Source organism: Ruegeria sp. AL2, assembly GCF_056540845.1.
In genome coordinates this window covers 1-21,703 of the sequence record NZ_JBQFXM010000013.1, presented here as the reverse complement: position 1 = coordinate 21,703, position 21,703 = coordinate 1, and the positions used below count along the sequence as shown (strand labels likewise).

Annotated in this window: 22 protein-coding genes; 11 read left to right on the top strand and 11 right to left on the bottom strand. The window is 55.8% G+C overall.

The annotated features are described in order from the left end of the window. Window positions 1-4 precede the first annotated feature (4 nt). The 3 genes from mnmE to ACR0ID_RS15010 all read right to left on the bottom strand — a co-directional run bounded on the left by mnmE (window position 5) and on the right by ACR0ID_RS15010 (window position 3,165). Window positions 5-1,291 carry a tRNA uridine-5-carboxymethylaminomethyl(34) synthesis GTPase MnmE gene (mnmE, locus tag ACR0ID_RS15020; protein WP_480606625.1) on the bottom strand — a complete coding sequence of 429 codons (1,287 nt, stop codon included), beginning with the start codon at window positions 1,289-1,291 and terminating at the stop codon, window positions 5-7. A gap of 30 nt (window positions 1,292-1,321) precedes the next feature. Continuing rightward, window positions 1,322-2,593: a transcription termination factor Rho gene (gene rho / locus ACR0ID_RS15015; RefSeq protein ID WP_480494027.1), complete on the bottom strand. Its 1,272-nt coding sequence runs from the start codon at window positions 2,591-2,593 to the stop codon at window positions 1,322-1,324. 122 nt (window positions 2,594-2,715) lie between these two features. Then, complete coding sequence (locus tag ACR0ID_RS15010) at window positions 2,716-3,165, bottom strand: CopD family protein (RefSeq protein ID WP_480606622.1); 450 nt, start codon at window positions 3,163-3,165, stop codon at window positions 2,716-2,718. A 405-nt stretch (window positions 3,166-3,570) separates the two neighbouring features. Between ACR0ID_RS15010 and ACR0ID_RS15005 the strand changes: the two genes are divergently transcribed. The 4 genes from ACR0ID_RS15005 to dnaQ are packed head-to-tail and all read left to right on the top strand — an operon-like array spanning window position 3,571 to window position 6,305. Continuing rightward, window positions 3,571-4,170, top strand: a complete 600-nt coding sequence (locus tag ACR0ID_RS15005) for a Maf family protein (protein WP_480606620.1) — start codon at window positions 3,571-3,573, stop codon at window positions 4,168-4,170. Beyond that, window positions 4,167-5,000 (top strand): shikimate dehydrogenase, encoded by an 834-nt coding sequence (locus tag ACR0ID_RS15000; RefSeq protein WP_480606617.1) that lies wholly within the window; start codon window positions 4,167-4,169, stop codon window positions 4,998-5,000. Before ACR0ID_RS15005 ends, ACR0ID_RS15000 begins: the two co-directional genes overlap by 4 nt. Next, window positions 4,997-5,590 (top strand): dephospho-CoA kinase, encoded by a 594-nt coding sequence (gene coaE, locus ACR0ID_RS14995; RefSeq protein ID WP_480606615.1) that lies wholly within the window; start codon window positions 4,997-4,999, stop codon window positions 5,588-5,590. Before ACR0ID_RS15000 ends, coaE begins: the two co-directional genes overlap by 4 nt. Beyond that, window positions 5,583-6,305, top strand: a complete 723-nt coding sequence (gene dnaQ / locus ACR0ID_RS14990) for a DNA polymerase III subunit epsilon (RefSeq protein WP_480606612.1) — start codon at window positions 5,583-5,585, stop codon at window positions 6,303-6,305. The genes coaE and dnaQ overlap by 8 nt, the downstream gene beginning before the upstream one ends. A 24-nt stretch (window positions 6,306-6,329) precedes the next feature. On the opposite strand, the gene secB is transcribed toward dnaQ, so the two are convergent. Both secB and ACR0ID_RS14980 read right to left on the bottom strand, forming a co-directional pair. Then, a complete protein-coding gene (gene secB / locus ACR0ID_RS14985; protein WP_480606610.1) occupies window positions 6,330-6,830 on the bottom strand; it encodes a protein-export chaperone SecB in 501 nt (166 codons plus the stop codon). 54 nt (window positions 6,831-6,884) lie between these two features. Then, window positions 6,885-7,385: an FxsA family protein gene (locus ACR0ID_RS14980; protein ID WP_480474399.1), complete on the bottom strand. Its 501-nt coding sequence runs from the start codon at window positions 7,383-7,385 to the stop codon at window positions 6,885-6,887. Between the two features lie 108 nt (window positions 7,386-7,493). Between ACR0ID_RS14980 and ACR0ID_RS14975 the strand changes: the two genes are divergently transcribed. From ACR0ID_RS14975 to ACR0ID_RS14965, 3 genes are read left to right on the top strand one after another with little or no spacing between them, the layout of a single operon-like run. Further along, window positions 7,494-8,156 (top strand): Tim44/TimA family putative adaptor protein, encoded by a 663-nt coding sequence (locus ACR0ID_RS14975; RefSeq protein WP_480559165.1) that lies wholly within the window; start codon window positions 7,494-7,496, stop codon window positions 8,154-8,156. After that, window positions 8,153-9,193: a murein transglycosylase A gene (gene mltA, locus ACR0ID_RS14970; protein WP_480606606.1), complete on the top strand. Its 1,041-nt coding sequence runs from the start codon at window positions 8,153-8,155 to the stop codon at window positions 9,191-9,193. Before ACR0ID_RS14975 ends, mltA begins: the two co-directional genes overlap by 4 nt. Continuing rightward, a complete protein-coding gene (locus ACR0ID_RS14965; protein ID WP_480606603.1) occupies window positions 9,193-9,780 on the top strand; it encodes a Smr/MutS family protein in 588 nt (195 codons plus the stop codon). The genes mltA and ACR0ID_RS14965 overlap by 1 nt, the downstream gene beginning before the upstream one ends. On the opposite strand, the gene ACR0ID_RS14960 is transcribed toward ACR0ID_RS14965, so the two are convergent. From ACR0ID_RS14960 to ACR0ID_RS14940, 5 genes are all read right to left on the bottom strand, one after another. Beyond that, window positions 9,777-10,997, bottom strand: coding sequence for an MFS transporter (locus ACR0ID_RS14960; RefSeq protein ID WP_480606601.1), 1,221 nt, complete (start codon window positions 10,995-10,997; stop codon window positions 9,777-9,779). The genes ACR0ID_RS14965 and ACR0ID_RS14960 overlap by 4 nt on opposite strands. Then, window positions 10,994-12,094 carry an alpha/beta hydrolase gene (locus tag ACR0ID_RS14955; protein WP_480474404.1) on the bottom strand — a complete coding sequence of 367 codons (1,101 nt, stop codon included), beginning with the start codon at window positions 12,092-12,094 and terminating at the stop codon, window positions 10,994-10,996. Before ACR0ID_RS14955 ends, ACR0ID_RS14960 begins: the two co-directional genes overlap by 4 nt. Before the next feature lie 153 nt (window positions 12,095-12,247). Continuing rightward, a complete protein-coding gene (locus tag ACR0ID_RS14950) occupies window positions 12,248-13,942 on the bottom strand; it encodes a Na/Pi cotransporter family protein (protein WP_480474405.1) in 1,695 nt (564 codons plus the stop codon). Window positions 13,943-13,946: 4 nt separating this feature from the next. Then, on the bottom strand, window positions 13,947-14,744 hold the full coding sequence (locus tag ACR0ID_RS14945; RefSeq protein WP_480474406.1) for an inositol monophosphatase family protein: 798 nt from the start codon (window positions 14,742-14,744) through the stop codon (window positions 13,947-13,949). 364 nt (window positions 14,745-15,108) lie between these two features. Beyond that, window positions 15,109-15,990, bottom strand: coding sequence for a glycosyltransferase family 2 protein (locus tag ACR0ID_RS14940; protein WP_480606598.1), 882 nt, complete (start codon window positions 15,988-15,990; stop codon window positions 15,109-15,111). A gap of 540 nt (window positions 15,991-16,530) precedes the next feature. Here ACR0ID_RS14940 and ACR0ID_RS14935 point away from each other — a divergent pair. From ACR0ID_RS14935 to ACR0ID_RS14925, 3 genes are all read left to right on the top strand, one after another. After that, window positions 16,531-17,913 carry a glycosyltransferase family protein gene (locus ACR0ID_RS14935; RefSeq protein ID WP_480606596.1) on the top strand — a complete coding sequence of 461 codons (1,383 nt, stop codon included), beginning with the start codon at window positions 16,531-16,533 and terminating at the stop codon, window positions 17,911-17,913. A 1-nt stretch (window position 17,914) separates the two neighbouring features. Then, window positions 17,915-18,952 (top strand): hypothetical protein, encoded by a 1,038-nt coding sequence (locus ACR0ID_RS14930; protein WP_480606594.1) that lies wholly within the window; start codon window positions 17,915-17,917, stop codon window positions 18,950-18,952. Window positions 18,953-19,149: 197 nt separating this feature from the next. Then, window positions 19,150-20,112 (top strand): FkbM family methyltransferase, encoded by a 963-nt coding sequence (locus tag ACR0ID_RS14925; RefSeq protein WP_480606592.1) that lies wholly within the window; start codon window positions 19,150-19,152, stop codon window positions 20,110-20,112. Here the strand turns inward: ACR0ID_RS14925 and ACR0ID_RS14920 are convergent. Beyond that, window positions 20,109-21,281, bottom strand: coding sequence for a rhamnan synthesis F family protein (locus ACR0ID_RS14920; RefSeq protein WP_480606590.1), 1,173 nt, complete (start codon window positions 21,279-21,281; stop codon window positions 20,109-20,111). The genes ACR0ID_RS14925 and ACR0ID_RS14920 overlap by 4 nt on opposite strands. A 60-nt stretch (window positions 21,282-21,341) precedes the next feature. Here ACR0ID_RS14920 and ACR0ID_RS14915 point away from each other — a divergent pair, with 60 nt between their 5' ends. After that, window positions 21,342-21,584, top strand: a complete 243-nt coding sequence (locus ACR0ID_RS14915) for a hypothetical protein (protein ID WP_480606588.1) — start codon at window positions 21,342-21,344, stop codon at window positions 21,582-21,584. Window positions 21,585-21,703: the final 119 nt, after the last annotated feature.

The following is a 21,703-nucleotide window of genomic DNA, read 5'->3' as shown; positions in this document are numbered from 1 at the left end:
ATCCTTATTTTCCTAAACAAAAGCTGGAGAAGATTTCATCCAACAGTGTCTCGACATCAATTCTGCCGACCAGAGATTCAAGCGCCCGTATGGCAGTCCTTAACTCCTCCGCAGCGATATCATACAGGTCCGGGCCTGATTCCAGAACCGTGATCGCAGCAACAAGTGAAGCCGATGCCTTGTTCATCGCAGCGCGATGGCGTTCACGCGTGGCTATACCATGTGTTGTGGTTCTTTCACTCAAGGCCCACGAAATCTGGTCGACAAGCGCATCAATCCCCTGTCCTGTCTTTCCTGAAACACCTTCACTCTTATCTTCCCGCAGGTCTGCTTTGGGCAGAACATGGATATCGCCATCCTGCACAGCTACATCCAGCTCTTCCGGGACTTCGGTCAGAAAAACACGCAAGTCTGCCGCTTCTGCCCGTTTTCGAGCCAGCTCGATCCCAAGATTCTCGACGTGATCTTCGGTTTCCCGCAACCCGGCCGTATCCAGCAATGTCACCGGCAAGCCAGCCAGATCCATACGAACCTCGATCACATCCCGGGTTGTGCCTGCGAATTCCGAGGTAATTGCGGCTTCACGTCCTGCAAGCGCGTTCAACAGGGTTGATTTTCCTGCATTGGGAAGACCAACAATAGCCACTTCAAATCCGGTACGAATACGCTCGGCAATCTTCACCCCATCTGCTTCTCGACGAAGATCTGCCAGAACACCGCTTGTCAAATCGCGGACTTCCGGCGTGACGTCGGTGGGGACGTCTTCATCAGCGAAATCGATGACGGCTTCCAGCAACGATGCCGCGCGGATCAGATCGCGCCGCCAGCGCTCGGCCAGCGTGCCAAGCTCACCGGCAAGAATGGTCTGGGCCTGCTTACGCTGTGCCTCGGTTTCCGCGTCAATCAGGTCTGCAAGGCCTTCGACCTGTGTCAGATCCATCTTGCCATTTTCAAGGGCCCGGCGTGTGAATTCACCCGGGTCCGCCAGCCGCAGCCCATCGGTGTTCGACAAACAGCGCAGAACCGCATTGACCGAGGCCGTGCTGCCATGGATCTGAAGTTCTGCCACGTCTTCCCCGGTGAAACTTGCCGGTGCCTGAAAGGTCAGAACCAGACCATCATCCAGACGTGATCCGTCCTGATCCCGCAGGGTGCGCAAGACTATTCCCCGCTTGGGCAGTTCCGCGCCGCTCAGACATGCAGCTGCGGAATGCGCTTCGGGGCCAGAGAGGCGAATGACCGCCACCCCTGCTTTGCCTTGCGCGCTGGCCAAGGCGAATATCGTATCCATTCGTAGGCCTCGCGTCGCTTAAGACCTGTGTCAGGTGTTCATTGAATCGAAGAACTCGCCGTTTGTCTTCGTCTGTTTCAACTTCGACAACAGGAACTCGATTGCGTCGGTGGTGCCCATAGGATTGAGGATACGGCGCAGAACAAAGGTTTTGGCCAGATCGCCCTTGTCGACCAGCAGGTCCTCTTTCCGTGTACCGGATTTGAGGATGTCGATCGCCGGGAACACGCGTTTGTCTGCAATCTTGCGGTCCAAAACGATTTCCGAGTTACCAGTACCTTTGAATTCTTCAAAGATCACCTCGTCCATCCGGCTGCCGGTATCGATCAGCGCCGTGGCGATGATGGTCAGCGATCCGCCCTCTTCGATGTTTCGGGCTGCGCCGAAGAAACGCTTGGGCCGCTGCAACGCGTTTGCGTCCACACCACCGGTCAGAACTTTGCCCGAGGATGGTACAACGGTGTTAAAAGCTCTACCAAGTCTTGTGATTGAGTCGAGTAGAATAACAACATCTCGTTTATGCTCGACCAGGCGCTTGGCCTTTTCAATGACCATCTCCGACACGGCCACGTGACGCGTTGCGGGTTCATCGAAGGTTGACGACACAACCTCACCCTTAACCGAGCGCTGCATGTCGGTCACTTCTTCCGGGCGTTCGTCGATCAGCAGGACGATCAGGTAACACTCCGGATGGTTCTGTTCGATCGAATGCGCGATGTTCTGCAGGATCACGGTTTTACCAGTCCGCGGCGGTGCCACGATCAGCGAACGCTGACCTTTACCGATCGGCGCAACCAGATCGATCACGCGCGCGGACTTATCCTTGATGGTGGGATCTTCAATTTCCATCTTCAGACGCTCATCCGGGTACAGAGGCGTCAGGTTGTCGAACAGGATCTTGTGCTTGGCCTTCTCGGGATCTTCAAAGTTGATCATGGTGACATTGGTCAGCGCGAAATAACGCTCATTCTCGTCCGGCGCCTTGATCTCGCCCTCGACCGTGTCCCCAGTCCGCAGTGAGTGCAGACGGATCATATCGGGCGAGACATAGATATCGTCAGGACCCGGCAGATAGTTTGCCTCGGGCGAGCGCAGAAAGCCGAACCCATCTTGTAGCACTTCCAGTACGCCATCACCGCCGACGGTCCAGCCATCATCGGCACGTTCGCGTAGAATCTGGAACATCATCTCGCCCTTGCGCATGGTCGAGGCGTTTTCGATCTCCAGCTCTTCGGCCATTGCCAGAAGGTCTTTGGGGCTTTTGGCTTTCAGGTCGGCCAAATTCAGGGATTCATTGGACATGATACATACCTTCACCGCTGAAAGCGCGGCTTGAAGTGGAATTTCAGTACGGAAAATACGCCGCCCGGACGGGCGTGTTGTGATCTACATAAGCGCAGCGTCGTTCGGAGTCAAACAGGCGTTCAGAACTTCAGTATGACCGCCAGAACGATGATAACCATCAGAATGGTCGGAACCTCGTTCATCATGCGATATTGCCGCCCAGTGAGCTTATTCTGGCCTGCCAGAAATTCCTTCCTTCGGGCCATAAGCCAATGGTGGAACCAGGTCATCGCGATCACGCCCGCACCTTTAACCCAGGGCCATGCGAAATCCCATCCGACGATCCCCGGTGTGAACACCATGATCAGCCCGCATAACCAGGTCACAACCATCGCGGGGCGCATGATCACCCGCAGCAGCTTGTCTTCCATTTCAAAGAAGATGTCTTGCGCGCCCTCTACGACCTGCGCTTTTTCGACGTGATAAACAAACAGTCTGGGCAGATAGAACAAGCCCGCCATCCATGAGATCACGGCCATGATATGTAATGACTTCACCCACGGGTAAATCGTGAAAAGAAGGTCTGTCATGCCGGCTCCGAACGTTGTTCGGAACTCTCCCTAATAAAAAAATAAGAAAAGAAAAAGGATGATGGTTTTGTAGAGTGCTAAATATCCGTGGATTATTATTTTTACCCTAGCGTTTTCCCCAGGGGGACAAAATACCTGAGGTTCCCAGAGATTCTGTTGATAGTACAAATTAAATATATAAATCAATTATTTAAGTTGGATCAGGTAAATCTGGTCTGTGGATAACCCGATGGGTATCGCTGGATACATCTGTTATCCCACGAGTTAGAGTTATCCTTGTCCCGACAGGATGAGATTTGAGCGACTCGGGGATCTTTGCCACAAAATTCCCGGGGTTGCGTGTCAACCGGAAAACCATACAAAACACCCCAGAACTCTCATCGATTTGCACACGGGGTTTTCCACATGTCTGTCCCCATTCTTCTGGCTTCGGGATCTGTTATTCGCGCGCAACTGCTAAGGAACGCAGGTGTGCCGTTTGCGGTTCAAACGGCGCGCGTGGATGAAGAGACGGTCAAACGGGCGTTGCTGGCAGAGGATGCCGCACCACGCGATATTGCGGATACGCTGGCTGAGATCAAAGCGCGTAAGGTCAGTGACAAAAACCCCGGCGCCATGGTGATCGGTTGCGATCAGGTGCTGGATTTCGAAGGGCAGCTGCTTTCAAAGCCCGAAACCCCGGAACAAGCGCTGGTCCAACTGAAAACCATGCGCGGCAAGCGGCACATGCTTTTGTCAGCAGCTGTGATCTATCAGGATGGTGAACCGATCTGGCGGCATGTGGGGCAGGTGCGTTTGCGGATGCGGGTCAGTTCTGATGCCTACCTGAAAGACTATGTTACGCGGAACTGGGACAGCATTCGCCATGCCGTCGGAGCCTACAAGCTGGAAGAAGAAGGCGTCCGCCTGTTCGCCACCATTGACGGAGACTATTTTAACGTTTTGGGTATGCCTCTGTTAGAGCTTCTCAACTTTCTGGCTGTCAAAGGGGTGATCGAGCAATGACAGAAAACCGGGTTCCTTTAGCCGGAGTGATCGGGCACCCCATCGGGCATTCGCGTTCACCCAAGCTGCACGGGCATTGGTTAAAGACCTATGGGCTTGCCGGGCATTATATCCCGATGGACGTCGCCTCTGCTGATCTGGAGACTGTGCTGCGAACCCTGCCCAAAGCGGGCTTTGTCGGGGCCAACGTGACCGTTCCGCACAAAGAAGCTGCGCTGAAGATCGCAGATCACGTTTCCGACCGCGCAACGGTCATTGGTGCCGCAAATACGCTGGTATTCCGAACTGATGGTTCGATCCACGCAGATAACACCGACGGGTACGGGTTTATGGAAAACCTGCGCAATGGCGCACCTGACTGGAATGCGAAAGATGGCCCGGCGGTTGTGTTTGGTGCCGGGGGCGCTGCCCGTGCCGTTTTGCAGGCTTTGTCTGATGCCGGGGTGCCGGAAATCCTGCTGACCAACCGGACGCGCGCCCGCGCGGATCATCTGAAGGAAGAGTTCGGCCAACGCATTCGCGTGGTCGATTGGGTTCAAGCGGGAAATGTCATTGAAAACGCCGAACTGGTGGTCAATACGACTTCACTGGGGATGCAGGGCCAGCCAGAGCTGCGCGTGCCGTTGGACGGGTTGCAACCCGGTGCCGTGGTAACGGACCTGGTCTATGCCCCGTTGAAAACCCGTTTGCTGCAAACCGCCGAGGAGGCCGGATGCACCACAGTCGATGGTCTGGGGATGTTGCTGCATCAGGCTGTTCCCGGATTTGAACGCTGGTTTGGTGTCCGCCCCGAAGTAGACGCGGATACGCGCGCGGCGGCCCTGGCATGAGTTTTACGCTTGGCCTGACAGGCTCAATCGGTATGGGGAAAAGCACCACAGCGCAGATGTTCGTTGAAGAAGGGTGCGCATTGTGGGATGCGGATGCGGCGGTGCATCGGCTGTATGCCATTGGTGGAGCAGCGGTTGAACCAATGCGGGCAGCCTTTCCCGATGCGATACGTGATGGGGTGGTCAGCCGAGACGCGTTGAAACGAATTATCGCGGGTGACCCGGCCACGTTGAAAGCGATTGAGGCGATTGTGCATCCACTTGTCGCTGCTGATCGTGCGGAATTTCGCGAAAGCGCTACAAGCGACATCCTGGTGTTCGATATTCCGCTTTTGTTTGAAACGGGCTCTGATGCGGCAATGGACGCAGTGGCCTGCGTTTCGGTCCCGGCCGAAGACCAAAAGCGGCGCGTAATGGAACGCGGAACAATGACCGAGGCGCAGTTCGAGCAGATCCGCGCCAAGCAGATGCCGAACGATGAAAAATGCGCGCGGTCGGATTTTGTGATCGTGACTGATACTCTGGACCACGCCCGCGCGCAGGTGCAGGATGTGGTCAGGCAGATACGGGCGGGGATGGCACATGCGTGAGATTGTACTGGATACCGAAACCACCGGGTTTGACCCCGACAGCGGGGATCGGATCGTGGAAATCGGCGCCGTTGAGCTGTGGAACCACGTTGCAACCGGTGAAACCTATCACGTCTATATCAACCCCGAACGCTCGATGCCGGAAGAGGCGTTTGGCGTGCATGGTATAGGTCCCGATCTGCTGGAAACCCCGCGCCCGCCTGAAAAGGGCGAAGTGACTCTGAAAGACAAGCCGGTCTTTGCAAAGGTTGGCCATGGATTTCGCGAATTTGTTGGCGATGCGCGGTTGGTGATCCACAACGCCTCATTCGACATGAAGTTCCTGAATGCCGAGCTGAAATGGATGAGTGCCCCGCTTATCCCCATGGAGCAGGCGTTGGATACACTGGCAATTGCCCGTAAACGGTTCCCCGGTTCGCCAGCGTCACTGGATGCGCTGTGCCGTCGCTTCAATATCGACAACTCGAACCGTGTGTTGCACGGCGCGTTGCTCGACTCGGAAATTCTGGCCGAGGTTTACCTGGAATTGATCGGTGGGCGGCAGCCGGATTTTGGTCTGTCGACATCCACATCTTCTGCGGACGGTGGCAGCGATGATTGGCGAGCTACACCGCGCAGCACACCATTGCCATCCCGGATCACCGAGGATGAACGCGCAGCACATGAAGCTTTCGTGGAAAAACTGGGCGAGAACGCCTTGTGGACCCGCGCCTGATCCGGACAGGCGCGGGTCAAAACCTTACGCGTCTGCTTTTTGGGCCTGTTCGGCCTGACGGCGCATCAACTCATTGCGATAGAGCGCAACGAAATCGATATTGTCCAGGTTGACCGGCGGGAAGCCGCCATCGCGGGTGATATCGCTGACAATGCGGCGCAGGAACGGGAACAACATGCGCGGGCATTCGATCATCAGGAACGGGTGCAGCTGATCTTCCGGCACACCTTCCACGTGGAACATTCCGCAATAGTCCAGTTCACACAGGAACAAGATGTCATCCATGCCTTTGGTTTTGGATGTCAGGTTCAGCTTGATCGAAACTTCGAACTGATGGTCCGCCGCGCGTTTTTTGGCATCCAGATTCACCTGAACGGCGATTTCCGGTTGTACGTCTCCGGAAACGCCCTTTTGCGCCATCACGTTTTCAAAGGACATATCACGGATGAACTGCCCCAGAACACGCATCTGAACCTGCGGGGCGGCTTGGGCCGCAGTGTTTTCTGCAGCGTTTTCTTCGGCCATGGATCTACTCCAAAAATGAAATTCGCCACTGCTTAGCAAGTTGGGCGCGGCACCTCAATGCTGGTGGGGGCCTTCCACCCATTTCGAAGGCTTCGAGGAGTCTTTTTTTGGCCGAACTTCGGTGAATTCCCCATCGATGATATCGCCCTGATCGAAAGGGTTCCCCCGGGTTTGATATCCGGGGCCCGGCCCCATCTGGAACTGAGTCACTGTAACCTTGGATTTCAGGTACCGGAAAACGGCGATGCGGATACCGGGAACTAACAACGCAAAACCAACGGCATCAGTGAAAAAACCCGGTGTCAGCAACAAAGCGCCCGACAACAGGATCATTGCCCCATGGGCCAGGGGTTCGGTCGGATCGTCCAATTCGGCAAAGGACCGTTGCAGCCGTCCAAGCGCCATGCGACCTTGTGTCCGCACCAAAACCGTGCCCAGAACCGCGGTCAGCACTACGATGGCAAGTGTCGGCCACAACCCAATCAAACCACCAACCTGAATAAACAGCGCGATTTCGATTATGGGCACCAACAAAAATGCCAAGAACAGATACATTTGCGTTATCCTTTCCCTTAGGCCGGGCTGTGGACTTGCCACTCACTGTCACCTACATAGTGGCATGAGGCCGTGTATACAAAGTCGCGGCGTTGAAAAGAGAATGAAATGAGCGACAACCCTATGATCCAGCTCCTGGTCCTGGCCGGAATTGCCATTTTCCTGATCCTGCGCCTCAAAAGCGTATTGGGCACGCGTGAAGGCTTTGAAAAACCGCCTGTGCAGCAACAGCCCGAAGCCCATAAATCGCGCCGCGGTTTCGAGGTGATCGATGGCGGCCCGGATCATGACATTACCGACCATGTCGCCGAAGACAGCGAACAGGCGCAAACCCTGGCTGCAATGAAACGTGTCGAGCCCGGCTTCTCGGTCGGCGAGTTCGTTCAGGGTGCGCGCGGTGCGTATGAGATGATCGTGATGGGGTTTGAAAGGGGCAATCTGGATGAAATCCAGCCTTTCCTGTCGGAAGAAGTGTTCGAGACTTTCGTTTCGGTCGTGGCAGCACGTGAAGATCAGGGCCTGACCATCGAGGCCGAATTCATCGGCGTGCGGGAAACCACCCTGACGGATGTGAAATTCGACAAGGATACGAACCAGGCCGAAATCACGATGAAGTTCGTGGGAGAGCTGACCTCGGTCGTGCGCGATCGCGGAGGCGACATCGTCGAAGGCAACCCGAATACCGTGAAGCGCCAGAAGGACAGCTGGACCTTTGCCCGTGTCATGGGCAAGGACGATCCGAACTGGCTGCTTGTCGCCACGGACGCATGATTGCAACGCTTCGGTCGCTTTTACTGGTGGGCGCAATGACCACCGCCAGTGCTGCCGGAGCCGAGGCAACGCGATCCATTCTGTCGTTTGACGATCTGCAGGGCTGGGCGGAGGACGACCACGGCTCGGCCCTTTCCGTTTTTCTGAACACGTGCGGTGATCTGGATGACCCGGATTGGCGCGCCTTGTGTGGTGTGGCCAGAACATATGAACCGGATGCTGCCCGCGCCTTTTTCGAGTTATTCTTCCGCCCTGTTCTGGTCGAGGATGACAAAGAGGGCCTGTTTACCGGCTATTTTGAACCCGAGCTTGACGGCGCGCGCACCCGGACAGACCGTTTCAAATACCCGATCTACAAGATGCCGCCCGAAGCCCGTGCGGAAGGACCATGGCTGAGCCGTCGTGACATCCTGACCGGCGATGTGATGCAGGGCCGCGGGCTAGAGATTGCCTGGGTCGACGACCCAGTTGAGCTGTTCTTTCTGCAAATTCAGGGCTCGGGGCGTGTTCGATTGTCGGATGGCGGTGCGCTGCGGGTTGGATATGGTGGTGCGAATGGTCACCCCTATCGGTCGATCGGTGTCGAGTTGGTGCGACGCGGGGTTCTGGGTGCGCATGAGGTCAGCGCCCAGATGATCCGCGCCTGGGTGCGCAAGAACCCCGAGGCCGGTGCCGAGTTGCTGTTTCACAACCCGTCATACGTGTTTTTTCGCGAAGTTTCACGCGTTGCCCCTGAATTTGGACCTTTGGGGGCGATGAACCGGTCGATCACGACAATGCGCTCGATTGCGGCGGACCCCGCTTATACGCCATTGGGCGCACCTGTCTGGGTGGAAAAGGACGGTGAAAACCCGTTGCGACGGCTAATGATCGCGCAGGACACAGGCGCGGCCATCAAAGGCGCGCAACGGGCGGACATCTTTTTCGGTACCGGTGAAGAAGCCGGACAGGCTGCGGGCAGGCTGAAAGATCCGGGTCGGATGGTTCTGTTGTTGCCCATTCAGCGCGCCTATGCCCTGTTGCCGGATGAATTCTGATGACCCGGCGCAAACTGACAACCGATGAGATCGAGCTTTGGCGCAAGGTCACCAAACAGGCCGAGCGTCTGCATCCGGACTGTCCTCAGACCGTCCATCCGACCACCCTGCCGAAACCCAGGCCCAGAAAAACACCAAAACCCCGGTTTGAAGTTTTTGAGCTTGGTCAGAACCTTCAGCCGAACTCGAAGCCAAACGATCTGAAACCATCGTTGACGGACACGCTGCGTGCCGCGCCTGTTCAGATGGATATCAAGGCTTTTGGCCGGATGAAGCGCGGTAAGCTAAAGCCCGAAGGCAAGCTGGATCTTCACGGTATGCGGGTTGATACGGCCCATCCTGCGTTGATCCGTTTTATCCTGAGCGCGCAGGCACAAGGTAAACGACTGGTTCTGGTGGTAACCGGCAAGGGCAAGGACCGCGACGAACCCGGCCCAATCCCGACGCCGCGTGGCGTATTACGCAATCAAGTGCCGCATTGGCTGTCCATACCGCCGTTGGCGCAGGCGGTGATGCAGATCACGCCCGCGCATATCAGTCATGGCGGCGAGGGTGCTTATTACGTCTATCTCAGGCGAATGCGCTAAAAATCCCGACGGGCGCGGGAAATGCCTGTTCGGACCAGAACGCAAACCAGCACGAAGAACACCCCAATCCAGATGAACTGTGTGTTCAGCGAAACGCCAAGGTCTATCAGAACGCCGGTCAGGCCCGGGCCGATGGCCGATCCCAGCACCATGACGGCCGCGGCCATCGCCTTGATCGCACCGATATGCCGGGTTCCGTAGAATTCGGCCCAGAATGCGCTGGGCAATGTGCTGTTTGCTCCAACCGTCAAGGCCAGGAAGACCAGCCCCAGGGTCGCGCCGCTGATCGAATTGGTTGTGCCCAGAATAACGAACCCAAGTGCGATCGGAAGCTGGTAGTAGGGCATGATCCGGGCGGTCCCCCATTTATCCAGCGCCCAGCCTGCGACAAACATGGAAAACAGAGATATTCCGGTAAAGATCGGGAATAGAGCCACCAGTTGGATATGCTGCCAACCCTTCACATCAGCCAGAAAAACCTGATGGAAAAAAAATGCGGTGATGAATGCGGATGGCCCAAGCACTGATGGCACCATAAACCAGAACAAAGGATGGAACAGAGCGTCCCGCCGGGTCCAGTGTTTTCCCTGCATTCCCGATGCTGAAAACGCGTTGGCGAGGCTTTGTGGAGTTCTCTCTTCTCGCAGCAGCCGCATCAGAACCGGAATACCCAGCGCCGTGATGCCCGCCGCGGCAACCCACAGCCAGCGCCAATCCAGATAGACCATGGCGCCAACAAAAATCAGCGGCAACAACGCCTCGCCAAGCGCATAGCCGGTGGACGCGATGGAAAGTGCTTTGCCCCGCGTAACCGTGAACCAGCGGGCCATTGCGACCACGGCAAGATGCGTGCTCATCCCCTGCCCAAATAACCGCAGCAGAAAGATCACCAGTGGTAACAGCAGCAGCCAGGTGTTCAGCGCCATTGCAATGGCGGCCAACGCCAGTCCCGCCAACACAACTGGGCCCAATACCCGTACGCGGAAGATATCCGTCAACCCTCCAGCCCAGATCATCACGATTGCAGACAGGGTCGTGCCTAACGTGTACAGCCCACCCCATGCGCCGTGGCTGAGGCCATATTCAGAGCGGATTTCACCAGCAAAGACCGAGATGAAAAAGGTTTGCCCGAAACTGGACAGAAATGTCAGCAGAACGCCGGTCGCAAGCCAGGTCGCGTTGTCCACAAGAAACCGGTGCAGGGAAACCCGCGTCACGGATTGCTCACCTGGGCCTGGCCGGTTTCAGTCAGCACGATTTCTGTTGCGCCAACAGGATTGCGCTGGCTTGGCGGTACGAGGATGTCGATCCCGCGCCGGTCATCGCGCCCAAAGGTTTCGCTGACCCGGCGCACGGAGCGGAGGATAGTCAACAGGGCCGGAGAAGTGGCGGCCACAAAATGGGAAGATTCCGCATCGCTGTTGAAGGCAGTCGTATCCACGATTTCAATCGGATATTCGGACAGTTTCTCGGCCGATCCGATATTGCCCAGCCTTTCACCATCGGCGGTTCCCCTCAGCCGACCTGAAATGTTCAGGATCTTATCTTTCTTGGACACCATCACGACAAAAGGATCAGGAGGATTGTCGATACTGTTCATCTGCGACCGAAAAACATCCACGTCCAGATCGGGAGAGATCAGAATAACACCTTCCAGATTTCGCTTTGCCCAGCCCGGCTGTTTCAGTTCGGTTTGCCGTATCATCTCCATAGCCAGCGCGCCGCCCATTGAATGCGCCACAAGGGCCACCCGCCTGACCCCCATCGACTTGAGAAGACGAATGGTTTCCTCCAGCCCATCACGGGCAAACAACATGCTGTCCAGATCATAGGCATAACCATAGCCCGTCGCGCGGCTGGGCCATGAATAGACAAGGATCTGACCGGGAATACCGATATCATGTGACAGCTGAGCAGCCCGGAACAATGTCTCTGTCTGAGTGGAGTTATAGCCATGCACAAAAATCGTGACTTCGTCAGCCCCACTCAGCCTGTCCTTCAACTGTTGCGGTCCGCTTAGCTGATCGACCTCTGCCAGTACGAACTGCTTTCTCGGGTCAGGGTTTGCGTATGAAAATTTAAGGCTTCCCGGTGAACGGCCCGGTGGTATCGACACGGTCGTTTCCAGAAATTGCAGGCGTTCTGCGCGGCGGAATCCATACGCGCCATCGGGCTCGCGTGCACGTGTGGTGGCCGCAAAAACTGTTTCGGGAGTTCCGATTTTCAATGCAGATGGGACCGTTTCGGATACGGTCCGGTCGACGCAGGCCGCCAGCACGACCGGACACAGAATGAAGATTAAGAAACGCAGCACAGAAAGCCCCCGGAAACAAGTGCCGACACGCTACCTTATTCTAATCCCGCGTCCAGCACGGCCACGCGCAAAAGCGGCAGAAACCGGCCTGAGCGGTTACAATCTGTAACAGACCGCACCCCTACGAAACCGACCTTTGCCGGTACCGATAGCCTAGACCTCTGTGTCCTCGCCCTGCTCTTTGCGCGGCATTTCTTCGATCAGGCGTGTTTCCAGCAATTGCCCGTTTCGATACAGGATCGGATAGGCCACCGCAGCGATGTGGCTGTTGAATTCCCGGAACGCGCGCAGGGTTTCCAAGTGGATATCGCTAGTCTCAAAGCTTTCCGTACTGCCGTGCTGCAAGCGTTTGAGGTGGCGTTTGCGGCTGTCACGCTCGGCCCGTTTGATTTCGGTTTTCTCAAGGCTCAGCAGACGGGCGCTTTCCAGATCGTCCGAAATCAGAACGTTTGAGGCCAGTTTGAGGTTGGCGAGGATGCCTTCGTGCATCTCAACCAGTTCCGACCAGCCGTCTTTTGAAAATGAAGCACCTTTCTTCCGCATGTCGCCCGCCAGAACAGTCAGCCGCTTGGCAACAACGTCGCCCGCAGTTTCCAGCCGGATTGCGTATTCCATCAGGTCGCGCGCCACTTTTGCGTTCTGCTTTCCGAATGTCTCCTCGGGAATGGCGGCCACGAATTTTCGAACACCCGACAGGCAGTCGTTCACATCTTCGTCCATGTCCCTTACGGCGCGTATCTGGTCCTTGTCGCCGCTGCGGTACAATTCCAGCGACGGGCGGAACATCGACTCGACCAGATCACTCATTCGCAGCAGTTCACGCTTGAGGCTGGACAGCGCCTGGGACGGGCTGCCAGCAGTGCGTACGTCCAGCGCACTGGCCGGGCGACCTGACTGGGCCAGCGCGTTCGCAGATTTCGGGTCCGGAAAAAACTGCTCGAACGGCACTCGCAATCGCCCGCAGAACGGCAGCGCCAGCACCAGCAACGAGGCATTGAATGCCAGGTGCGCATTGACCAGCATCTGACCGCCCTGCAAATCCCCCAGAACACCGGCACGCAGTGCCGCAGTCGCCGCGAAAAGGGTGACTATCGCCCAGCTGCCGCGCAAGGCCAGGTTGGCAAAAGGTATGCGCCTGGCAGGCATCTCCATCCCCCGGCTCAGCCAAACAGGTATGAAGGCTGAACCGAAATTGGCCCCCAATACCAGCGACAGCCCGGCGGCAAACGGAATCGCGCCAATCTGGACCAGCGTCACACACATCAGGATTGCCGCGACCGAGGAATGCATGACAAAGGCCAGTGCGCCGCCGACCAGAAACGCTGTAATATAGTCGCGTGCCAGATACTCGGCGACGGCAGGCAGAAAGGCACTGTCCCGGATCGGGTCCATGGCTTCGCGCAAAAAGCGCAATGAAATCAAGATGAACGCAATCCCCATCAGGATGCGCCCCAATTGCCGGGGCCTCTTGGCCTCGGTCTTGACAAACAGATACCCGCCAACTGCCAGAAGCAAAGGTATCAGCCAACCCAGCTGGAATGACAACACCTGAATAATCAGCGCCGAACCGAGATCAGCGCCCAGCACGATTGCAAGACCGGTGGGAAAGGTCAGGAAACCTCCGGCAGCAAAACCCGATGTCAAAAGGGCAACCGCTGCCGAGCTTTGCAGAACCACCGCCATCACAATACCCACCATTGACGCCTGCGCATAATGGCTTTGGCCCGTCATGAGGCGCTGGAACGAAGCCCCATAGCTGCGCTCGATCCCAGTGCGGACCATCCGCACTGCGTAAAGCAGCAGCATCGTGGCTCCGGCCAGGCTGATGAGAAAGCTTACTATCGCCATGATCCTACCCGTTCACCAAGTCCAACATTTCCCCGTGCAGCTCGGGTGTAGCCGCTGAAATCACCCGGCCGTCAGAATTCAAGTCAAGCGGCTGACCCTGCCAATCTGTCATCACCCCACCCGCAGCTTCAACCACGGCCAGCACTGGCAGGTAATCATAGGGCTGTAGATCATAGTCGATCACAGCATCCACATGACCCGCCGCCAGCAGGGCATGGGGGTAGCAATCATAGGCGAACCGTCTGGTCTGTCCAGATTGCATCAGCCTGTCGAATAACGCCGGATGATCGCGATAGATCTTGTCCCCTTCGTTTACAAAAAGAATGGACTGATCCAGCCGCGTTTGGGCCGAAGTCGTGATCGCATGGCCATTCAACGTGGCGCCCTGGCCAAAAACGCCGGTAAACACTTCATTTATCGCTGGCATGCCGATCACGCCGATATCCGGTTTTCCGTCAACCAGATGCCCCAATAGAAATCCAAACAGCGGATGACCTGACAGGAATGACCGGGTTCCATCGATCGGGTCGATGATCCAAACCTCGCGGCACTCCTGCCCTTCGAACCCATGTTCTTCTCCAAAGACGCCGTGATCGGGGAAATACTGTTCAAGATAGGCGCGAACCTGGGATTCAACACCCTTGTCGGCCTGTGTCACCGGGCTTTCATCCGATTTGAACTCGACCCCCAGCGCGCCACGAAAATACCCCCGCGCTGCTTCGCTGGCCAGGTCAGCTATCTTTACCGCATGAGACAGCAGGTCGGCGCTTTCGTCGGTCTGTGAGGTCCTTGGATTCAGCATTCGATTCTATCCTGTTTAGCGATGAAGCGCGGGTATTGGAGGCGATAAGTTAGAAAGCCCCTTGTCGGCGTTGGTCTGGGTAAAGCCCAAACAAAAGCCTTTGGCACTCACTTTTTGTCTGAAGTGAGTCTTGCTGCATCGGGGTCCTCAAATTCCACCACAAGTTTCCACAGTAATCCCACAAAACCACCCAAGTACAACAAAAAAATCTTACATTACCTCGTATTCAAGATAAATGTGTGGATTTAGAGAAATACCACGCCGACTGTTTTTTGCAGACTCAGGCCGGTTGTTAGCAAAACAGTCAAACCCCAATGTCAGAGGTCCGTTGGGGGCCGGAAAGCTTGAAAAAAGCCGTGCGTTTTTACTCGTGCTGTTTACCCGAAGTCGATGAAGACAAGTTCCGCGTTGACCATACAGCTCGTAGAAAAGCCACCTGTTTGGCGCGTTTTCGTTTTGAAAACAAAACCAGAGGTGAAGCCACCTGCAGTAAAGCACTTATCAATGCATTCAAAAAAGGAGCCGGGCGTTTGTGTTTGCGTGCCGCGTAAACACGTGAGCGACCCATGTGCCAGGCTTTGATCGCAGCTATCTTTGGGTTTTTGGGAGAAGATTCTCCACCAATATGGGTTACTTCCGCGTCGGGAAGGAATATCAAGGGCCCCACTTGTTCATTCAAACGCAGACAGATGTCGTCATCTTCGTGGTACAAGAAGATATTTGCATCGAATCCACCGACCTTCTCGAACGCCGACTGGCGCACAAGCAACGCTGCGCCAGACAATATCGGAACCTGTAAATCAGTATCGGTTTCAATCCCGCGCAACCACTTATTACGTGGTAGCAAGACACTGGATCGTTTCAGCAATCCTTTGCCAGACTTTTGAGTAAATGCGGGGTTGAACGCTGAAGCAGTTTTGTGACGGTCTGCACCGGCCAGCATCTTCTCCAAGCTGCCGCTCGTTAAGCGCGCGTCCGGATTCAAAAACAGCAAGTATTCCGTCTCTACCCCGGCTGCACCCTGGTTACACCCTACTCCAAAACCCATGTTCTGGTCGTTTAGAATGAGTTTGGCGTTCTTGAGTTGTGCAAGCCGCTTTAGCTCTTCTAAATCGCCCGAACCATTGTCGACCAACACTATCGGAACACCATCGGGAACCGACGCCAGCATCTGAGGAAGAGTGCTGGCGCTGTTATAGGTTACACTGATAATTGTAACACGCGGTTCCAATGCTTGTCCGTTCATTTACATCTCGGAATTTGATAAGACTGGAGGAATCTCCCGGTCGTCTGACCTTTAGGAAGATTTACCTTTCTCAGCAAGCCTCCGCTTTCTCACTTTGAGGCGGGCACGATTCAGTTCGCGCAACAAGCTATAGAAACCCGTTCCTGTGTTGTTTATTGAAGAACCCCTGAATCGAGACCGAATTCTCCGCGAGGTTTTGATGCTGTCCTTGAACAACTTCTACTCGGTTATAACAAAAGCAAAGGCTCCAAAGCCGGAAGGGAACTGAAAGCAAACCCCTGTCAGGGAAGCTTTCGCCCTGAGGCAATAAACATGATTGAAGGTTTCAGCCGTCAATGGTAGCCCCTCCATAGCCGAGAAACTTGTCGGTAACTCACGTGTTTCGCTAGCTGCCAATCTCTGAGGATCCAAAATTTGAACTGGAATAAGGTATTTTTTCGTGAAGACTGGAAGCCTCGGTCTCTGGTAAGGCTCGTCGTTTTTCGTCGCAATAAAACTCCAAGACGGGGTCTTCAGCGTGTAGTCTACAAAAAAAATGGAATGGTACGCCCCGTCTTTGGACCTTGGCTCACCCGTGCAGCTGCGCCTTTGTCGCCCTTTCAAACAAAGGCTGAGACCACGCTGCCTCAGATCGACGTGCTGAACCAGCTTCATCCGGTATCCGAACAAGCCGAGGGTTGGAAGCGGGCCGGCAAATCGCCACAGCTTCTGCCCCAAGACGAAGTCATCCAGAAACTGGACCAAATCCACGGTACATGGGCCGTTCTGTCCGTTAGCCATGACAACTACACGGAAGTCCCAGGCGGTGTGCAAGTCTGTCTGATGCGCGAACAAGATCTCGTCAACAAGGCGGGCGGCCATTTTCTCAACATCCACCCCGCGCAACCCTTGCCCTGCCTTGCAAGTGCCGAGAACACCGATATCGCCGTTGTACTCATGATCAATGGTCAAACCGTCGGTACCTGCCTTATGTCGGATCTGCTCGCGGCAATTAGTTCATTGCGGCACGAGGGCACGAAATTGTCGCTCACCATACACCATTTGCTCGGGCACAACCCCGAACAGATCGCACAGCTCGGCACACATATCGTGTCTGAAAATATAGTGCTTTGGCTGCATGACTATTTCACAATTTGCCCTGGCTATAAGCTGCTGCGCAACGATCTGAGCTATTGCGGCGCGCCGGATGTGACCTCCAATGCCTGCGAGGTCTGTGCCTATGGCGAGGAGCGGGTGCACCATCTGCCACGCATGAAACACCTCTTTGAGGCATTGTCCCCCACCGTGTTGGCACCGTCTGAGTTCACACACAATCTGTGGCTGGCCCGGGCAGGCCTCCCAGCAGCAAAGACCCTGTCTGTTCCGCACCTCACCCTGTCCTGGCAAGACCGGACAGCGCCTGTGTCAGAAACGCCGTCCGCCCGCATTCGCATTGGTTTTCTCGGCACTCCCGTGCGGCACAAGGGCTGGCCGGTTTTCGAAGAACTGGCCCATGACAAGGCTCTGCGCGACAGGTTCGAATTCGTCTCCTTCTTCAAATCAAACCTGAAGTCGAAAGTTCGCAACGTGCCGATCCAGATCACGCCAAAGCAGCCCAATGCGATGGTTGAGGCCGTTGCCGCTGAGAAGTTAGATATTGTGCTGCATTGGCCGCAATGGCCGGAAACCTTCGCTTTGACCGCTTACGAAGCCTATCAAGGCGGGGCGGCGCTGATCACCAACAGTGTTTCGGGAAATGTCGCGGCCACTGTTGAGGCTATGGGCCGCGGCGTTGTGTTGAAAGACGTAAATGACCTGATGCGCTTCTTGTCCTCGGACGCCGTAGACACACTGGTAGCTCAAGTCCGCGCCGAACGCGCTGCCTCCGAGGTCGTCTCATCAAACAGCCAGCTTTCGCTGAGCGTCTTTTGGGGGAAAACCTGATATGCCCGTTCACGCTTATACAAGTTTTTCTTACAGCTATCTCAACCGCGCGCGCGTGCTCTCAGCCAGCCTGCGCAAACATCACCCCGATTGGATATTGTGGGCGGTTCTGACCGACAAGACACCACCGGATTTCGAGCTCGACTGGAGTAAGGAAGACTTTGACCATGTTGTGACCGCGGAAGACCTTTACGGCGAGACAACTAATAGTTGGCTGTTCCGACACGATATTGTCGAGGCCTGTACGGCGGTTAAAGGCCGGGCCTTGCAGCACATCATGGATCAGCCCGAATGCACGCAGGTGTTCTACTTCGATCCCGATATCGCACTGTTTAACCCGGTCACCCCAGTGTCCGAAATCCTTGAGACTGCCTCTATCGTTTTGACCCCCCACCAGCTCGATCCCGACGATCAACTGGACACCCAAGCACTCATCGACAACGAGATCACCTCGCTGGATTACGGTGTGTTCAATCTTGGCTTCGTTGCGGTGCAGAACTGTCCCGAAGCCCGGCGCTTTGCCGATTGGTGGGCCGCGCGTCTCGACGATTGGTGCCACGACCGGCTCGATATTGGTGTATTCGTGGATCAGAAATGGTGCAATCTTGTACCTTGCTTCTTCGACGATGTGCGCGTTTTGCGTGATCCCGGCTACAATGTCGCAAGCTGGAACCTGAGCCGCCGCACCATGAAATTCAATGAGGAGGGGTTGGCGTTGATCAATGGCCATCCACTCCGCTTTTATCACTTCACCAAGCTTGGTCCGATTGGGGATGCGATGACCCGTCGCTATGCCGGGGAGAACAGCGAAATCTTCGAGCTTTGGTGGTGGTACCGCCAGAAAATCAAGGACTACACGGATCCGGACATTCCAGACCGTTGGTGGCACTATGGTCAGTTCAGCGATGGTACGAAAATACCGAAATTGGTTCGGGAATTGTACCGGAACCGGGTCGATTTACAGAACGCCTTCCCCGAACCTTTCGTATCCGGAACCGGCTCGTTTCAAGCCTGGCTGGCCGCAGAAGGTTATCTGTGACTGAAATCGACTTGCGTTTCGGCATGCTGGCGTAGGCCTATAAACCCCGCGTAGGCGGTTCTGCAAAGCAGTGGCTATTCTTAACACAAATTCGGGCTGGTATCCCCTGATCATTATGCTACTCACTATAAAACGCTACACGGCAAGAGGATCACATGCGGAACCCCAAGACGTTAAGCCGTGTCAGTGTGTACTAAATGGCTCGAATCGACACGCTTTATGGAACGATCTCCGTTCCCAACTGGCCAGACGATCTAATCGTCAGTGCGCTTCATGCTTTTGGGGAATGGGCCCCGATCGAGCAACGGCTCTTTGCAAGGCTCATCCGCAAGAATGACCGGGTCGTTGACGGTGGGGCCTTTCTGGGAACCTTTGGGCTTGGTGCCGTGCAGATGGCGGCCAGTTGGGACCAGCTTCCGGCACATCTTCTGGCAGTCGAACCCAGCCGGGCGCTGGAGCCGTATTTGCGCACCACACTTATGGAAAACAGCCCCTGCGAGTGGGATGTCGCCTCCCATGCCATCGGCCTCACGGAAGAAACCCTTGTTCAGGCCGGGGATACGGATGGCAACCAAGGCGCACTTACCTATGTGGCCGCACCCGAGGACGCGGTCACATCTGATAAAAACGTCACGGCGTTACCCTTGTGGCGTATCCGGGAAACCTATGGGGATTACGATTGCCTGAAGCTCGATGTCGAGGGGTGGGAATTCAACGCGTTGCGCAGTGACTTCGATTACCTGAAGGCGCGCAAGCCCGTGATCTGGGCTGAATGTAACGAAGAGTCCGGCAGTCTGAAAGTGCTGGAGGCCATGACAGCCCTCGGGTACGCGCCGCTCTATATCGCTTTTCCCGCGTTTCGCGCGGGCAATTTCAAACAGAACCCGGAGACCTTCTTTCCAATGGCCTATGAGGCTGTGCTTGTTGGGGCGGACAGCATAAGTTTGGAGGCCCTAACTGCGGACATAAATCCTGCAGAGGTTATCTCCGCCCCTGTGCGCGACTCCTGGGAACTGCGTCAGGCGATGTGGCGCACGCCACGATGGGCGGAAGAGAGCTGGCTTACACTCAATCGATCGGAGCTTATCGCGTTGCTTGGACGCGCGGTTCGGGGGGAGACCCTTGCAGAATTTCTGAACACCCCAGACGATGCCGCCTAGTGCGGGGCGCGCGTGGTTTCAGGGAATGGACGAAGCGCCACGGCTTCGTTGAAAAGCGACTGGGCAAACTCTCCTTGTAACGTGCGGATCACATCCAGCGTAATGTCCGACGTGCGGTGATCTTCCCAAATCGGTGATTTTTTCAGAAAGGTAAAGCCGCGCGGAACCGTGAAATTCGGCACTGCATAGCTGATCCCCTGGCGGGCCACGACAAACAGGATCAACTGGATCAGGGCTTCACGGTCGAGCGCTTTGTCCTGCAGCGCGGAGGCCACGACCTCGGCCGTGTGACGGTGGCCGAAGGAGATCAAGGTCTCTGCAATATGCCGGAGCTCAGCCGTGCCAAGCCGGGCTAGCTGCTGTGGCAGGTCTGCTGTGTTCAACGCCTCGCCATGGCTGAGCCCCGTGCTCAGAACCCAACGGGTAAACCCGATCTCACCGCGCCGGACGGTTCGAGACTTCGAATTGCTCAGCCGCAACCGCTTCCAGAACCGCACAAACCCGGGATGACGGAGCACATTGGGACCAAGCGATTGGGCAAAGGACGCGTAATGAAACCTCCGGTTACCAGTATGCTGATAGGCCCATTCCAACGTTTGATACTCGGGCATGTCACCGCCACGCGGCCTGCGCCGTTTCATCTGGTAGATCGTGGCATGTGAACAGGCGGCGGCAAAATCCAGCCCGCTGGTTTCGGCCTCTGCAATCCAGTCACAGGCGCCGGGCAGAGGAAACCAAACACTATCATTGAGGATAAGTAATCTTTGCAGGTCGTCCAAATGGTCCTCGATCTCAAGTATCGCATCACGGTAACCGCCGAAATCATAGCCGAAATTGGGGCGTTCGAGATATCTCCAGGCCTGTTCTGTGACACAGCCCCGGTCTGTCTCATTAAGCGGAAGGTTCGACACAACTAGCGGTGCGTAGCCCGCCGCGGCGATGTATTTGATCGCCTCGAGATGCGACGCGAGCAGGCCGTGCCCGGGAAAAATCAGGTAGATCGCGATTTTTTCATTTAGCGGCGCCGCCCCGTCAAACCGGGAGATCTGCTTACGTTCTACACAGTTGTAATAGAGCCGCCGAAAAGGGTCGTAAAGCATCGCCTTTGGCAGCCCGCCAATCTGGAAAAGCAGCCTGCGCAACTCGCGTATAACCTTGCTCGGTGGCATCCAGTCAGCTCCCCAGTTGCGCCTCGTTCCAGATCACAGGCTTATAAAACGTATCTGTGATTGGCAACCGCCGCCAGCGGCTTCAAAAGCGCAATGAACCGCCCCGGGTTTACCGGAGAGTTTTTTGTTCAAAGCTTATGCGACTTCATCAAGGGCATTCATGCTTGCATAGAAGGCATCCTCCATTTCCTGCGGCCTGTGACCGATTGCGCCGTGGCGCAGCTCAGAGTTGTATTAACTGACCCATTGCAAGGTTTCCCACTCGACTTGACCGACAGACTGTTGATTTCCGCTGAGAAGTGACCCGGTATTTTCACCGAGATTTGACCCGCCTTTGTTTATGTCTCAGCGTTTATGTTGTGGTCAATGTTGGCGTTTCCTTTCTCGTTTTCCTTGCTTCAGAACTTGCCTTGAAGCGGTAG

Excerpts from the sequence above, each read along its gene's own strand:
- mnmE (WP_480606625.1), bottom strand. The coding sequence starts at position 1,291 with ATGGATACGATATTCGCCTTGGCCAGCGCGCAAGGCAAAGCAGGGGTG.
- rho (WP_480494027.1), bottom strand. The coding sequence starts at position 2,593 with ATGTCCAATGAATCCCTGAATTTGGCCGACCTGAAAGCCAAAAGCCCC.
- ACR0ID_RS15010 (WP_480606622.1), bottom strand. The coding sequence starts at position 3,165 with ATGACAGACCTTCTTTTCACGATTTACCCGTGGGTGAAGTCATTACAT.
- ACR0ID_RS15005 (WP_480606620.1), top strand. The coding sequence starts at position 3,571 with ATGTCTGTCCCCATTCTTCTGGCTTCGGGATCTGTTATTCGCGCGCAA.
- ACR0ID_RS15000 (WP_480606617.1), top strand. The coding sequence starts at position 4,167 with ATGACAGAAAACCGGGTTCCTTTAGCCGGAGTGATCGGGCACCCCATC.
- coaE (WP_480606615.1), top strand. The coding sequence starts at position 4,997 with ATGAGTTTTACGCTTGGCCTGACAGGCTCAATCGGTATGGGGAAAAGC.
- dnaQ (WP_480606612.1), top strand. The coding sequence starts at position 5,583 with ATGCGTGAGATTGTACTGGATACCGAAACCACCGGGTTTGACCCCGAC.
- secB (WP_480606610.1), bottom strand. The coding sequence starts at position 6,830 with ATGGCCGAAGAAAACGCTGCAGAAAACACTGCGGCCCAAGCCGCCCCG.
- ACR0ID_RS14980 (WP_480474399.1), bottom strand. The coding sequence starts at position 7,385 with ATGTATCTGTTCTTGGCATTTTTGTTGGTGCCCATAATCGAAATCGCG.
- ACR0ID_RS14975 (WP_480559165.1), top strand. The coding sequence starts at position 7,494 with ATGAGCGACAACCCTATGATCCAGCTCCTGGTCCTGGCCGGAATTGCC.
- mltA (WP_480606606.1), top strand. The coding sequence starts at position 8,153 with ATGATTGCAACGCTTCGGTCGCTTTTACTGGTGGGCGCAATGACCACC.
- ACR0ID_RS14965 (WP_480606603.1), top strand. The coding sequence starts at position 9,193 with ATGACCCGGCGCAAACTGACAACCGATGAGATCGAGCTTTGGCGCAAG.
- ACR0ID_RS14950 (WP_480474405.1), bottom strand. The coding sequence starts at position 13,942 with ATGGCGATAGTAAGCTTTCTCATCAGCCTGGCCGGAGCCACGATGCTG.
- ACR0ID_RS14945 (WP_480474406.1), bottom strand. The coding sequence starts at position 14,744 with ATGCTGAATCCAAGGACCTCACAGACCGACGAAAGCGCCGACCTGCTG.
- ACR0ID_RS14940 (WP_480606598.1), bottom strand. The coding sequence starts at position 15,990 with ATGAACGGACAAGCATTGGAACCGCGTGTTACAATTATCAGTGTAACC.
- ACR0ID_RS14935 (WP_480606596.1), top strand. The coding sequence starts at position 16,531 with ATGGTACGCCCCGTCTTTGGACCTTGGCTCACCCGTGCAGCTGCGCCT.
- ACR0ID_RS14930 (WP_480606594.1), top strand. The coding sequence starts at position 17,915 with ATGCCCGTTCACGCTTATACAAGTTTTTCTTACAGCTATCTCAACCGC.
- ACR0ID_RS14925 (WP_480606592.1), top strand. The coding sequence starts at position 19,150 with ATGGCTCGAATCGACACGCTTTATGGAACGATCTCCGTTCCCAACTGG.
- ACR0ID_RS14920 (WP_480606590.1), bottom strand. The coding sequence starts at position 21,281 with ATGCCACCGAGCAAGGTTATACGCGAGTTGCGCAGGCTGCTTTTCCAG.